Raw genomic sequence first — 14061 nt, forward strand, 5'->3', positions numbered from 1 at the left:
CATGACTCTTCGCGACGAAAATTACTTCACCGACAAATACGGAATGACCCGCACCCACTCCGAGGTGCTGCACGCCGCCACGCTGATCGCGCCGGGCAAGGCGCTGGATCTGGGCTGCGGCAACGGGCGCAATAGCCTCTACCTGGCGGCCAACGGGTTTGACGTTACCGCGTGGGATAAAAATCCGGCCAGCATCAGCAATCTTGAACGTATTCGTCAGGCGGAAGGGCTGGAGAATCTGCGGACGGCGATTAAGGACCTTAACGCCCTCAGCTTTGACGGCGAGTATGACTTTATTCTTTCGACCGTGGTGATGATGTTCCTGGAAGCGAAGACTATCCCGGGTCTGATTGCCAACATGCAGCGCTGCACCCGTCCCGGCGGCTACAATCTGATTGTTGCGGCCATGGATACCGACGATTTTCCGTGCACCGTTGGTTTCCCGTTCGCGTTTAAACCGGAAGAGCTGCGCAACTATTATGCAGGCTGGGCGTTGCTCAAATATAACGAAGACGTCGGTGAACTCCACCGCACCGACGCCAGCGGTAAGCGGATTAAGCTGCGTTTCGCCACGATGCTGGCGCGCAAGCCGGCTTAACGCGCCGCTAACAGGCAGAGCTGTAGCGCGGTCTGATAAGAGGCCTCAAAGGCGCGCAGCGGCAGAAACTCAAATTTTGAGTGGAAGTTGTGCGCGCCGGTAAAGAAATTGGGCGTTAATACGCCTTTTGCCGACAGGGCCGCGCCGTCGGTGCCGCCGCGCATCGGCGTCGGTTTTGGCGTGATGCCCAAGCTTTCCATCGCTTCAAATAGCAGGTCAATCGCGCGGCGGTCTTCGCCAACGGCGTTGCTGATATTGCTGTAAATATCGCTCACCTGGTATTCCACATTGCCCGTGGGATACTGCGCGGCGATTTTCTGCGCCACCTCGCCAATCTGCTGCTTACGGCGAGTAAAGCTTTCAAGGTCGAAATCGCGAATGCTGGCCTGCAGCAGGGTGCTGTTCTGATCGCCCTGGATGCCGTTAAACCACACGTAGCCCTCACGTCCGGCGGTATGCTCCGGCGTTTGCTGGCGATCGAAATGGCTCATGTAATCGGTGGCCATCAGCAGCGGATTCACCAGCACCCCTTTTGACGACATCGGGTGGGCGGTCACGCCGGTAAAGCGAATTTCCGCGGCGGCGGCGTTAAAGTTCTCATAGACGATCTCCCCGAGCTCGCAGCAGTCGATGGTCCAGGCAAAATCGACGGCAAAACGCGAGAGATCCAGCGCTTTTGCACCGCGCAGGCCCACTTCCTCATCCGGCACAAACGCCACCACGATATCGCCGTGGCGGTGCTCTGGCGTCAGGTTCTCCAGTACCGTCATCACTACCGTCACGGCGGATTTGTTATCCGCCCCGAGCACGCTGGTACCGTCGCTAAAAATAATCTCTTCATCGGGATAAGCGAGGATTTCGGGATGCTCAGCGACGCGCAGCCAGATCTCTTTTTCTCTGTTCAAACAGAGGTCTTCACCAGTAAAACGCAGGATTTGTGGATGAATATCCGGCGACAGCCCGACGTCAACGGTATCGATATGGGTAATAAAGCCAATCCGCGGCGCGTCTGCGACATTGCCTCTTTTCACCGCCGTGACGGTAGCGTGCTCGTCGATCACAATCTCATCCAGCCCCAGCTGGCGTAGCTCATCCGCAAGGGCCCGCGCCATCGCGTGTTGCCCGGCGGTGGTGGGCAAAGTCGCGGCTCGCGGGTCGCTTTGGCTGGTGATCGCCAGGTAGCGAAAGAAGCGTTGGGTTAATTGACTGGCCAGGGCTGATGACATAGTGATTCCTTCTTTATTCGAGTTTTCAGGTGTTTGCAATCAGTCTTTAGTGTTATGTATGGAAGGGAAAACAACAAGCTATTCATTAGCTGACAAATTAAAAAGGAAAACCTATGCAACGCAGATTCACGACGCTTGCTCTGGCGTTAGCGGCCCTGACGGCCAGCTCGGCCATTAGCGCAAAAACGCTGGTCTACTGTTCAGAAGGGTCGCCGGAAAATTTTAACCCTCAACTCTACACCTCCGGGACCAGCGTGGACGCCAGCGCGGTGCCCGTTTATAACCGGCTGGTCGATTTTAAAGCCGGCACCACGGAACTGGTGCCGAGCCTCGCCGAAAGCTGGGAAGTCAGCGAAGATGGCAAAGTTTATACTTTCCATTTACGCAAAGGCGTTAAATTCCAGAGCAATAAATATTTTAAACCCAGCCGAGATTTTAATGCCGATGACGTTGTTTTTTCATTTATGCGGCAAAAGGATCCTCAACACCCTTATCACAATATCTCCAGCGGTAATTATTCAAATTTTGAGAGCCTGGAATTTGGCCAGTTAATTACCGCAATTGATAAGCCCGATGAATATACGGTGCGTTTCACGTTGGCCCATGCCGAAGCGCCATTTGTCGCCGATCTTGCCTGGTATTTCGCCTCTATTTTATCAGCGGAATATGCCGATGCGATGTTAAAAGCCGGTACGCCAGAGCGCGTGGATATGGATCCGATTGGCACCGGTCCTTTCAAACTCGCTCAATATCAAAAAGATTCCCGTATTCTTTTCACCGCGTTCCCGGAATACTGGCAGGGGAAGGCGCATATCGATCGTCTCATCTTTAGCATCACGCCGGATGCCTCGGTACGTTACGCCAAACTGGAGAAAAATGAGTGTCAGGTGATGCCGTTCCCCAATCCGGCCGATCTGCCGCGAATGAAAGAGAACAAGGCGATCAACCTGATGAGCAAAGCGGGCCTTAACACCGGCTTTCTTGCTTTTAACACCCAAAAAGCGCCGCTGGACAACGTTAAGGTGCGCCAGGCCTTAGCGATGGCGATTAATAAACCGGCGATCATTGAAGCGGTGTTCCACGGTACCGGTACGGCGGCGAAAAACCTGCTGCCGCCGGGCGTATGGAGCGCGAATAGCCAGCTTAAGGATTATGAATACGACCCGCAGAAGGCCAAAGCGCTGCTGGCGGAGTCGGGCGTTGCGGGGCCAATTAGCATCGATCTGTGGGCAATGCCGGTGCAGCGGCCCTATAATCCGAACGCCAAACGTATGGCCGAGATGATTCAGGCCGACTGGGCGAAAATCGGCGTGCAAACTAAAATCACAACCTATGAGTGGGGTGAATACTTAAAGCGGGTGAAGGATGGCGAACATCAGGCGGCGCTGATGGGCTGGACCACCGCCACCGGTGACCCGGATAACTTCTTTGGCCCATTATTTACCTGCCAGTCGGCGAATGGCGGGTCTAACTCGGCAAAATGGTGCTATCAGCCGTTTGATAAAATTATTGCCGAAGCAAAATCGATAACCGATCGCCAAAAACGCGAAGCGCTCTATCTTCAGGCGCAGCAGATGATGCATGACCAGATGCCGGCCGTGATGATTGCCCACTCAACAATATTCGAACCGGTACGTAAAAACGTCTCCGGTTATGAAATTGATCCCTTTGGCAAGCATATTTTTTATCAGGTTGATATTAAATAAACAGCTAAAGACAACCCGCCAGCAACGGCGGGTTTATTTTATTGTGCTACTTGACGTAGCACCACTTTTGCCACAAAACTTACCCCTGTTATTTGCTATAACTCTTACCAAAAATGGTATTCACAGGGATTAACCTATATGCGAACTCAGTTATTTTTTAAAGTCGCCGCGCTCGCTGGCCTGTTAGCATTGGCCGGCTGCTCATCAAAAATCGCTAAGCCGGAACAATATTCGGGATTTTTAAAAGATTACTCTAACTTAAAAGAAACCACCTCGGCGTCCGGCAAACCGGAACTGCGCTGGATTTCTCCGGATTACAATCCGAGCAACTATGACAACGTTGTTTATAATCCAATCACCTACTACCCGGTACCGAAACCGACCACTCAGGTGGGCGAGAAGGCGCTCAGCGACATCCTGAATTACACCAATAAAGAGATGAAACAGGCGATTTCCGAGCGTAAACCGCTGGCCACCACCGCAGGTAAGCGCAGCCTGATCTTCCGCGGCGCCATCACCGGCGTGGATTCCAGCAAAGAAGGCCTGCAGTTCTACGAAGTGATCCCGGTCGCGATGATTATCGCCGGTACCCAGGCGGCTACCGGTCACCGTACTATGGATACCAACCTGTACTTCGAAGGTGAACTGATTGATGCGGCGACCAAAAAGCCGGTCATCAAAGTGGTCCGTAAAGGCGAAGGTAAAAACTTGTCCAACGAAAATACGCCGCTCACCGTCGAGACGCTGAAGCAGGTGATTGACGATATGGCGATTGACGCGGTGAAATTCGATCCGAATAACCGCTAAGCAAGGGTCGTCGTCAAGTAAAGGCGCTATTCGTTGATAGCGCCTTTTTTATTGGCTTACCCTCAGCCTCAACGCAGCGTCCACGCCGTTACGAGCGAACCTGGGCCGGCCTGCGATGTAGCAGCCACTGCTCCGGACGCGCAAACATCACCAGATTTCCCACCAGGATCAGCGCCAGCCCGGCCACGGCGTTACTATGCCAGACGTAGCCTTCATAAAAGGTGGAAATCGTCAGGGCGACGAGCGGAAACAGCAGGGTGCTGTATGCCGCTTTCCCTGCGCCGATGCGCCCCACCAGGGTGAAGTAGGCGCCAAAAGCTATCACCGAGCCAAAAACGGCCAGATACAGTAGCGCTCCCATATAGCTCAGCGTCCACTGCGGGGCAAAGTTATCACCGCGTATCAGGGCGATAGCGCCCATGACCAGGGTGCCGTAAAGCATGGCCCAGCTGTTGGTGGTCAAGGTCTCCAGGCCGCGGCGCTGGTGGCGGATGCTGAGCATATTGCCGAGTGAAAAGCCATAGGTTCCCAGCGCGCTGAGGGCGATACCCAGCAGCAGCGAGGCGTTCAGGCCGCTGGCCCATAAATCATCCCAGAATAGCGTCACGATCCCCGCCAGGCCCAGCGCGGCGGCCAGCCAGAAACGGCCAGGAGGCTGCTGGCGATAGAAGAGAAAGCTGTTGATCGCGTTAAACAGCACCGCCATAGAGAAGATCACCGACTCAAGGCCGGTATTGATATACGCGGCGGCGGTATAGAAACACCAGAAATTAAAACAGAAGACGCAGCAGCCCTGCAGCAGACAGAAGACATGGTCGCGCGCGGCCAACGGGCGCAGGCGGCGGGTAACCAGCAAAATGGTCAGCATCGCGACGCTGGCGACGGCAAAACGCCAGAAAATGGACACCGGCGCGGCAACCGGCCCCTGCTGTAAAAAGATAGCAATCCATGTCGTGCCCCAGATAACCACGACCAACCCGTAGAGTAATGCGTTCAAAATGTCTCTCCTGTGAGTGTTGTCGCGATCATTCTGCGGCCTGGCACCGCGCGGCGCTGTCATCTGCTTGTTGCCGACTTGCAAATTCTTGCGCTTATTTTTAGCCAGCGGCGGGGGAATGCTGGTATCTGCCAGCGACTCTTCATAGACTAGAGATCTGCGGAATCAGAAGTGTGAAGGGCTATGGCTTACGGGACTTTCGAAACATTGCGTCAAAAAAATGCCGTGCTGCGCGAGACGGTGAAGCTCAACTCCGGTATTCAGCTGGCGGCATGGTATAACAATCTTGATACTATTACGGTACAAAGCGACCACCATACCCTGAGTCTGTATATTGCCGATGGCTACGAAAGTTACCAAAAAACGCCCCACGGCTGGAAAAACGGCGGCGGGCCGGACCGTTTCTGCTTGATGCCAAAAGGCGATGAGAGCACCTGGGATATCCGCGGCGATCTCTCTTTTGTACATCTTTACTGCACCGATGAACACCTGCGCCGGGTAGGCGAGCAGATTTGGGATCGCAGCCCGGCCTCGTTCACGCTGCAGGAAAAAACGTTCTCCAGCGATGACAAAATCACCGCTGTCTATCGCCAGTTTCTTCTCGACAACGACTGGCAGCAGCAGGCGAATCAGCTGACGTTGAGTTCGGCCAGCACGCTGCTGCTCACTCACCTGATTCAGCACTATTCGAACGTCCAGTGGCGTCTACCGACGGTGACCGGCGGGCTGGCGCCGCACGTCTTGCGCAATCTGCTGGCATGGATTGAGGAGCATCTGGATCGGCCGCTCACCCTCGCCGATCTGGCGCAGGAAGCGGCGCTGAGCGAATACCATTTTGCGCGGATGTTTCGCCAGTCGATGAAGATGGCGCCGCATCAGTACGTGATGCAGCGCCGGATGGTGAAAGCGCAGGAGTTGATTTACTGCAGCCAGATGTCGTTAACCGATATTGCGATGGCCTGCGGGTTTAGTACGGCCAGCCACTTTAGTCACCGGGTGAAAAGCGCCACCGGCCTGACGCCATCGCAGCTACGCGCGGCGCAGCGTTGAGAGCAAAACGTAGCTGACGCCGCCGAGAACCAGTCCCCAAAATGCAGAACCGACACCGCCCAGCGTCACGCCGCTGGCGGTGACCAGAAAAGTCACCACCGCCGCATCGCGCTCACTCTCCTGATTCAACGCCTGAAACAGACTGCCGCTGATGGTACCGAGCAGCGCCAGCCCGGCAAGCATCTGGATCCACGCCATTGGCAGCGCCGACATCAGCGAGGTGATAGAGCCGCCAAATATCCCCGCCAACAGGTAAAAAACGCCCGCCGCCGCTGCCGCGAGCCAGCGCTTTTGCGGGTACGGATGGGCTTCCGGGCTCTGGCAAATCGCAGCCGTTATCGCGGCGATGCAGATCGAGTAGACGCCAAAGGGCGACAGCAGCAGCGCCAGGCCGCCGGTGGCGACAATCAGCGGCGAAACCGGGACCCGGTAGCCCGAGGCCTGAAGGGTGGCGAATCCGGGGGCGTTTTGCGACGCCATGGTGACGAGGAAAAACGGCACGCCGACGCTGAGCAACAGCGCTGGCGTAAATTCAGGCGCAATCCAGGACGGAGCGACGAAGCTGAAAGCTATTTGTGACGTTGTCACTTCTCCGCTAAACCCGGCTACCGCGCCGCCTGCCAGCAGGGCGGCCACCACCGCGAAGCGGGGAAGCCAGACTTTGCACAGCAACCAGACGGCGAACATACTGCCGCAGAGCAGCAAATTTCCCTGCAGGCTGGCGAAAGCCTGCATGCCGAAGCGCAGCAAAATCCCGGCCAGCATCGCCGCCGCCAGCGAATGAGGGATGATTTTCATTAGCCTGGCAAAGATGCCGGTGACGCCGCAAAGCACGATTAAGGCGTTGGCAAAAATAAAGACGCCAACCGCCTGGGAGAGTGTGACCCCCTGCAGGCCGGTGACCAGCAGCGCGGCGCCTGGCGTCGACCACGCGGTCAGGATGGGCACCTTCCGCCACAGGGTGAGCGCCAGCGTACTGACGCCCATCCCCAGGCCTAAGGCGGTCATCCAGCCCGCGATTTGCGAAGCATCGGCGCCCGCCGCCGCCGCGGCCTGCCAGATGATCGCCGCGGAGCTGGCGTAGCCGACCAGTACGGCAACGAAGCCGGCCAGCAGGGTCGGGAAAGGGAGAGTAAAAGAGCGCATGGTTGTGCCTTGTGCGTTATAACGGTCGATATAATTTAGCATTGTGCGCTATAGCGCACAACCGGCTTTGTTTGGGTTCTGCGCTGGGGACGGCGGGGTGGGACAGAACAAGCGAGGCTATCCGATCTTGACATTACCGAGCGAAACGCAATAGATATCTCTGCAAATCAATCACCAGGGAAACAAGCCACCATGGTTACGACCAGAACAGCGAAGGAGGTCGATGCGCCCGGCCTGCTCGTGCTTTTTCAACAGCTCGGCTATTCAGTAGATTTAGACAACCTGCAATCCTCATTACGGGAATATAATCCCTGCCGCTACGCGTTGATTGCCGAGGTAAAAGAACGCTTATCCGGGGTGATTGTGGTGAACCTGATTGAACCGATGCATGAAAAAGGACGCTGGGGGCTAATTTCGGCGCTGGTGATTGATGAGTCGTGCCGGGGCATGGGAGTGGGGCGAATATTACTGGCTGAAGCCGAACGGATCGCTGCCGCCAGCGGTTGTAGCCAAATTGAACTCTCCAGCAGCGAACGACGAGAACAGGCGCATAAGTTTTATCAGAACAACGGCTATAAAGAAGTCAGAAAACGCTTTTTAAAATCGCTTATCTCATGAAAGCCAGAAGGGTTGTGAAAACGCCTACTCGGTTAGCCCCTGTAGAATCAGACGAATGCGCGTATAATTCCCGCAGAGATGATTGGGAGGTTGAATGGATATTGCGCAACACCTGTCGGCAACGTTAAAAACGCAGCGTCAGCTGCGCGGCTGGAGCCTGTCGCGCCTGGCGGAAGAGACCGGCGTGTCGAAGGCGATGCTGGGCCAGATTGAACGCAACGAATCGAGTCCGACGGTGGCGACGTTATGGAAAATCGCCACCGGGCTTAACGTGCCGTTTTCCGCCTTTATCGTTGCCGATGACGCCGTCGAACCGACGGCTTTTGATCCCCAGCAGCAGGCCATGGTGGTGACGCCGCTCTTCCCGTGGGACCCGGTGCTGCGTTTCGACCACTTCTCCATTACCCTTGCCCCCGGCGCGCTGAGCGAGTCAACGCCGCATGAGCAAGGGGTTATCGAACATGTGGTGGTGATTAGCGGCGTGCTGGATCTTTGCCTGCAGGGGGCGTGGCTGACGCTGCAGCCCGGTGAAGGGCGGCGCTTCGCCGGCGATTTAGCGCACGCCTATCGCAATAGCGGGGCGCAGACCGCCCATTTCCATTCGCTGATCCACTATCCGAAAGAGAAATAAAAAAGCCGCGAGCAAACTCGCGGCCAGGCAAATGACTGAGACAGCAAATCACAACGTGACGAGGAAAATCCGGAATACGTGATGACTCTATCCTCAGGCGCTTTTTCTGGGAAATATCTTTTCCTTCAATGCTTTGCTAAAAACTGAAAATTCCTCCCGCCGCGGCGATGGAAAATGTTTTGGTCTGTGCCCAGTTCTGACTACAATAGCCGCCATTTCGACCCCCTATAATGGATAACGACGAGCGTATGCGCCTGCAAAACCATCATCTTGAACTACTGAGTCCCGCCCGCGATGCCGGGATCGCCCGTGAAGCGATTTTACACGGCGCGGATGCGGTCTATATCGGCGGGCCGGGCTTTGGCGCGCGCCACAACGCCAGCAATAGCCTGAGCGATATCGCCGACCTGGTACCGTTTGCCCATCGCTACGGCGCGAAAGTGTTCGTGACCCTGAACACTATTCTTCATGATGATGAACTGGAACCGGCGCAGCGCCTGATAACCGACCTGTATGAAACCGGCGTGGACGCGCTGATTGTCCAGGACATGGGGGTGATGGAGCTGGATATTCCGCCGATAGAGCTGCACGCCAGCACCCAGTGCGATATCCGCAGCGTCGAGAAAGCGAAGTTTCTCTCTGACGTCGGCTTCAGCCAAATCGTGCTTGCCCGCGAGCTGAATCTTCAGCAGATCAAAGCGATTTACGATAATACCGACGCGACCATTGAATTCTTTATCCACGGCGCGCTGTGCGTGGCCTATTCCGGGCAGTGCAATATTTCCCATGCCCAGACCGGGCGCAGCGCCAACCGCGGCGACTGCTCGCAGGCCTGCCGTCTGCCCTATACCCTGAAAGATGACCAGGGCCGCGTGGTGGCGTACGAAAAGCATCTGCTGTCGATGAAGGACAACGATCAGACCGCCAACCTGGCCGCGCTGATCGATGCCGGGGTGCGCTCCTTCAAGATTGAAGGCCGCTACAAAGATATGAGCTATGTGAAGAACATCACCGCGCACTATCGCCAGATGCTCGACGCCATTATTGACGATCGCGGCGACCTGGCCCGCGCCTCGTCGGGGCGGACCGAACACTTCTTTGTCCCGTCGACGGACAAGACCTTCCATCGCGGCAGCACCGACTATTTTGTCAATGCGCGCAAAGGCGACATTGGGGCTTTTGATTCACCGAAGTTTATTGGCCTGCCGGTGGGTGAAGTCCTGAAAGTCGGCAAAGATTTTCTCGACGTTGAGGTGAGCGAAGCGCTGACCAACGGCGATGGCCTGAACGTGATGATTAAACGTGAAATCGTCGGCTTTCGCGCCAATACGGTGGAGAAAACCGGCGAAAATCGCTATCGCGTATGGCCGAACGAGATGCCCGCGGATTTATACAAAGTGCGTCCGCACCAGCCGTTAAACCGCAACCTCGATCATAACTGGCAGCAGGCGCTGCTGAAAACCTCCAGCGAGCGCCGCATCGCCGTCGATATCGAGCTGAGCGGCTGGCAGGAGCAGCTGGTCCTGACGATGACCAGCGAAGAGGGCGTCAGCGTCACCCACACGCTGGACGGCGAGTTTGCCGAGGCGACCCAGGCGGAGAAAGCGCTGGCGAACCTGCGCGATGGCGTGGCGAAGCTTGGCCAGACCCTTTACTATTCGCGCAACGTCGAGATTAACCTGCCGGGCGCGCTGTTTGTACCAAACAGCCTGCTGAACCAGCTGCGCCGTGAAACGGCTGAAATGCTCGATGATGCCCGTCTGAAGGCCGTGGCGCGCGGCAGCCGCAAGCCGGTTTCCGTTCCGCCGCCGGTCTATCCGGAAACGCATTTGTCGTTTCTGGCTAACGTTTACAACCACAAAGCGCGCGAGTTTTATCAACGTTACGGCGTACAGCTGATCGACGCCGCCTATGAAGCCCACGAAGAGAAGGGCGATGTGCCGGTGATGATTACCAAGCACTGCCTGCGCTTTGCCTTCAACCTGTGTCCGAAACAGGCCAAAGGCTCGATTAAGAGCTGGAAAGCGACGCCGATGCAGCTCATCCACGGTGATGAAGTGCTGACGCTGAAGTTCGATTGCCGGCCGTGCGAAATGCACGTGGTCGGTAAGATAAAAAATCATATTCTGAAAATGCCGCTGCCGGGCAGTATCGTGGCGTCCGTGAGCCCCGATGAGCTGATGAAAACGCTGCCGAAACGCAAGGGCGCCTGATAACGAAATCGCTACTGGTAGTGATGCATTTTCGGTTTTCGCGCATTCTGCCAGCGGTGATGTTCGCGCAGGTCGGAGGCGGCTTCTTCCGCCTGGCTGCGCAGTTCATCGCTATCGGCTTCGTGCTGTAACTGCTGTTCGAGACTCTGTACCGGGAAGAAATCGTGCCCTTGTTTGCGGGCCAGCACGTGCCCGGAAAACAGGGCGCACACCAGCAGTAACGTCGAAACGCTTCTCCTGAACATCTCTTTTTCCATGCTATCGGCGAATGGGGTTACTATGCCCGGAATGGGTTGAGTTTATCTCTGCGGTTATCAAAGAAGAGAAAAGCCTTTGTCAGCGGCAGCTGACGGAGGGCGAAAAAAAGCCCGACGGCGTGCCGTCGGGCCGAACTCACAACGATACGCGCGCGATCACGATTTCAATCCGGCGGCCGTCATCAGCAGCCGAAATCCCATGCTCACCGCCGCCAGCGCCAGCACGCTGCCTCCCCACAGAGCGACCATCCATAATGTCCGCTTAAGCCATACTCGTTGCATCAGTGATACCCCTCGCCGTGTTGAACTTTGCCGCGAAAAACGTAGTAGCTCCAGAAGGTATAGCCGAGGATCACCGGCAGAATCAGCAGCGCGCCGACCAGCATAAAGCCTTGACTTTGCGGCGGCGCGGCGGCCTGCCAGAGGGTAATGCCCGGCGGAATAATATGCGGCCAGATACTGATCCCCAGTCCGCTAAAGCCGAGAAAGATCAGCCCCAGCGTAAGAACGAACGGTAGCAGGTGGCTGGCGCTGTTGTGAAGCGCTCGCCATAGCCAGGCGCTTATCGCCGCGACCAACAGCGGCACCGGCAGCAGGAAGAACAGGTTAGGTAAGCTAAACCAGCGCTCGGCGATGGCCGGCTGCGCCAGTGGCGTCCAGATACTGATGGCGACGATTGCCGTCAGCAGCGCCAGCAGCAAACCGCGCGCGGTGACGCGCATATTGTGGTGCAGCGCATTCTCGCTCTTCATCACCAGCCAGCTGGCCCCCAGTAGCGCATAGGCAATGCACAACCCCAGGCCGCAGAACAGGGTAAACGGCGTCAACCAGTCAAACATTCCGCCGCTGAAGCTGCGGCCGTTGACCGCGAAGCCGTTGATCACCGCGCCGACGACCATCCCCTGGGTGAAGGTGGCCAGAATCGACCCGCCCATAAAGGCGCGATCCCAGAACGGGCGGTGCGATGGCGTCGCGTTAAAGCGGAATTCAAAGGCGACGCCGCGGAAAATAAGCCCGATCAGCATCAGGGTGAGCGGGATCGCCAGCGCGTCGATAATCACCGCATAGGCCAGCGGAAACGCGCCGAACAGGCCCGCGCCGCCGAGTACCAGCCAGGTCTCGTTGCCATCCCAGACCGGCGCGACGCTGTTCACCATGACGTCGCGGTCGGAAGCGTCCCGCGTGGTAGCAAATAAAATGCCGATGCCCAGATCGAAGCCGTCCATCACGATATACATCAGGGTGGCGAAGACGATAATCACAAACCAAATAACCGATAAATCGATACCCATTACCAGGACTCCTTCTGCTGTGCATGATCGGTAGCGGCGGAAAGGGGGCGCGCTGGCGTCCCTGACGCGGGCGGCTGCGCTTCCTGCGGCCCTTTGCGAATCAGACGCAGCATATAGCTATAGCCGACGCCGAATACCGAACCGTAGACGACGATAAACGTCAGCAGACTGATCGACATATGCAGGTCGCCGTGCGCCGAGACGGCATCCGCGGTGCGTTGTACCCCGTAGACAACCCACGGCTGGCGGCCCACCTCGGTGGTCACCCAGCCCGCGAGGATAGCGATAAGTCCCGATGGCCCCATCCACAGCGCAAAGCGTAAAAAGGGTCTGGAATGATACAGGCGACCGCGATAGCGCAGCCATAGCGCCAGCGCACCGAGCAGGATCATCAGCATCCCTAGCCCGGCCATCAGGCGGAAGGACCAGAATACGATGGTGGCGTTAGGCCGATCTTCCGCGGCGAACTCCTTCAGCGCGGGCACCTGTTTATCCAGGCTGTGGGTGAGGATCAGGCTGCCGAGGGCCGGGATTTCCAGACCATAGCGGGTACGCTCCTGCTGCATATCCGGCCAGCCGAACAGCAGCAGCGGGGTGGGCTCACCGGGGATATTTTCCCAGTGGCCTTCAATCGCCGCGATCTTCGCCGGCTGGTGCTTGAGCGTATTCAGCCCGTGCATATCGCCAATCATGGCCTGAATGGGGGCGACAATCAGCGTCATCCACAGCGCCATGGAGAACATCGCGCGAACGGCGGGCGTATTGTTGCCCCGCAGCAGGTGCCAGGCTGCCGAGGCGCCGACGAACAGCGCGCTGCTGAGAAAGGCCGCCACCGACATATGCAGCAGGCGGTAGGGGAATGACGGGTTAAAGATCACCGCGAACCAGTCCACCGGCACCACCTGGCCATTGACGATCTCAAACCCCTGCGGCGTTTGCATCCAGCTGTTGGAGGCGAGGATCCAGAAGGTGGAGATAATCGTCCCCAGCGCGACCATACAGGTGGCGAAGAAGTGCAGGCCCGGCCCGACGCGGTTCCAGCCGAATAGCATGACGCCGAGGAATCCGGCTTCCAGGAAGAAGGCGGTCAGGACTTCATAGGTCAGCAGCGGGCCGGTAATGCTCCCGGCAAACTCGGAGAACCCGCTCCAGTTGGTGCCAAACTGGTAGGCCATCACCAGGCCGGAGACCACCCCCATACCGAAGTTGACGGCGAATATTTTCGACCAGAAGTGGTACAGCGAGCGCCAGGTCGGGTTTTTCGTTTTTAACCATAAGCCTTCGAGTACCGCCAGGTAGCTGGCTAATCCGATGGTAATGGCGGGGAAGATAATATGAAATGACACGGTGAAAGCGAACTGGATCCGCGCCAGGTGAAATGCATCAAGACCGAACATGCAGAGCTCCGCAACAAAATTGATTCAGCGCAATTCTAGGCTTCGTTGATAACGGGTTGCAGGAACAGAAACGCTGTTTTTCCCTATAACAGTTGGGGTCTGTTATGACATTTTGGCAAAACG

14 protein-coding genes are annotated in these 14061 nt (G+C 56.9%); 7 read left to right on the forward strand and 7 right to left on the reverse strand.

Going from position 1 to position 14061, the window contains the following annotated elements:
- Position 1 precedes the first annotated feature (1 nt).
- Complete coding sequence (gene tehB, locus KOSB73_RS15475; protein WP_004138955.1) at positions 2 to 598, forward strand: tellurite resistance methyltransferase TehB; 597 nt, start codon at positions 2 to 4, stop codon at positions 596 to 598.
- Here tehB and pepT read toward each other — a convergent pair.
- Positions 595 to 1824: a peptidase T gene (pepT, locus tag KOSB73_RS15480; protein WP_064342609.1), complete on the reverse strand. Its 1230-nt coding sequence runs from the start codon at positions 1822 to 1824 to the stop codon at positions 595 to 597. The two genes, tehB and pepT, sit on opposite strands and share 4 nt — an antisense overlap.
- A 113-nt stretch (positions 1825 to 1937) precedes the next feature.
- Between pepT and KOSB73_RS15485 the strand changes: the two genes are divergently transcribed.
- Both KOSB73_RS15485 and KOSB73_RS15490 read left to right on the forward strand, forming a co-directional pair.
- A complete protein-coding gene (locus KOSB73_RS15485; protein ID WP_049131779.1) occupies positions 1938 to 3530 on the forward strand; it encodes an ABC transporter substrate-binding protein in 1593 nt (530 codons plus the stop codon).
- Positions 3531 to 3668: 138 nt separating this feature from the next.
- Positions 3669 to 4337: a DUF3313 domain-containing protein gene (locus tag KOSB73_RS15490; protein ID WP_024358276.1), complete on the forward strand. Its 669-nt coding sequence runs from the start codon at positions 3669 to 3671 to the stop codon at positions 4335 to 4337.
- An 88-nt stretch (positions 4338 to 4425) separates the two neighbouring features.
- Here the strand turns inward: KOSB73_RS15490 and KOSB73_RS15495 are convergent, their stop codons facing one another.
- A complete protein-coding gene (locus KOSB73_RS15495) occupies positions 4426 to 5334 on the reverse strand; it encodes a DMT family transporter (protein ID WP_098140656.1) in 909 nt (302 codons plus the stop codon).
- 183 nt (positions 5335 to 5517) lie between these two features.
- On the opposite strand from KOSB73_RS15495, the gene KOSB73_RS15500 reads away from it, so the two are divergent.
- A complete protein-coding gene (locus KOSB73_RS15500; RefSeq protein WP_024358275.1) occupies positions 5518 to 6384 on the forward strand; it encodes a helix-turn-helix domain-containing protein in 867 nt (288 codons plus the stop codon).
- Here KOSB73_RS15500 and KOSB73_RS15505 read toward each other — a convergent pair.
- A complete protein-coding gene (locus KOSB73_RS15505) occupies positions 6364 to 7530 on the reverse strand; it encodes a benzoate/H(+) symporter BenE family transporter (RefSeq protein ID WP_098140657.1) in 1167 nt (388 codons plus the stop codon). The two genes, KOSB73_RS15500 and KOSB73_RS15505, sit on opposite strands and share 21 nt — an antisense overlap.
- A 192-nt stretch (positions 7531 to 7722) precedes the next feature.
- Here KOSB73_RS15505 and KOSB73_RS15510 point away from each other — a divergent pair, with 192 nt between their 5' ends.
- The 3 genes from KOSB73_RS15510 (at position 7723) to KOSB73_RS15520 (ending at position 10992) form a co-directional block, all read left to right on the forward strand.
- Positions 7723 to 8148 (forward strand): GNAT family N-acetyltransferase, encoded by a 426-nt coding sequence (locus KOSB73_RS15510; protein WP_004138943.1) that lies wholly within the window; start codon positions 7723 to 7725, stop codon positions 8146 to 8148.
- Between the two features lie 94 nt (positions 8149 to 8242).
- Entirely contained in the window at positions 8243 to 8779 is a 537-nt protein-coding gene (locus KOSB73_RS15515; RefSeq protein ID WP_049085274.1) for a helix-turn-helix domain-containing protein, read from the forward strand.
- A 248-nt stretch (positions 8780 to 9027) separates the two neighbouring features.
- On the forward strand, positions 9028 to 10992 hold the full coding sequence (locus KOSB73_RS15520; RefSeq protein WP_064342612.1) for a peptidase U32 family protein: 1965 nt from the start codon (positions 9028 to 9030) through the stop codon (positions 10990 to 10992).
- An 11-nt stretch (positions 10993 to 11003) separates the two neighbouring features.
- Here KOSB73_RS15520 and KOSB73_RS15525 read toward each other — a convergent pair whose 3' ends face one another.
- The 4 genes from KOSB73_RS15525 to KOSB73_RS15540 form a co-directional block, all read right to left on the reverse strand.
- Positions 11004 to 11237, reverse strand: a complete 234-nt coding sequence (locus tag KOSB73_RS15525) for a DUF2554 family protein (RefSeq protein WP_004138937.1) — start codon at positions 11235 to 11237, stop codon at positions 11004 to 11006.
- A 168-nt stretch (positions 11238 to 11405) separates the two neighbouring features.
- Positions 11406 to 11531 carry a DUF2474 domain-containing protein gene (locus tag KOSB73_RS15530; RefSeq protein ID WP_064510575.1) on the reverse strand — a complete coding sequence of 42 codons (126 nt, stop codon included), beginning with the start codon at positions 11529 to 11531 and terminating at the stop codon, positions 11406 to 11408.
- Positions 11531 to 12541 carry a cytochrome d ubiquinol oxidase subunit II gene (cydB, locus tag KOSB73_RS15535; RefSeq protein ID WP_064410641.1) on the reverse strand — a complete coding sequence of 337 codons (1011 nt, stop codon included), beginning with the start codon at positions 12539 to 12541 and terminating at the stop codon, positions 11531 to 11533. Before cydB ends, KOSB73_RS15530 begins: the two co-directional genes overlap by 1 nt.
- Positions 12541 to 13938, reverse strand: coding sequence for a cytochrome ubiquinol oxidase subunit I (locus KOSB73_RS15540; RefSeq protein ID WP_024358271.1), 1398 nt, complete (start codon positions 13936 to 13938; stop codon positions 12541 to 12543). Before KOSB73_RS15540 ends, cydB begins: the two co-directional genes overlap by 1 nt.
- Positions 13939 to 14061 lie beyond the last annotated feature (123 nt).

Source organism: Klebsiella grimontii, assembly GCF_900200035.1.
Classification (GTDB): Bacteria; Pseudomonadota; Gammaproteobacteria; order Enterobacterales; family Enterobacteriaceae; genus Klebsiella; species Klebsiella grimontii.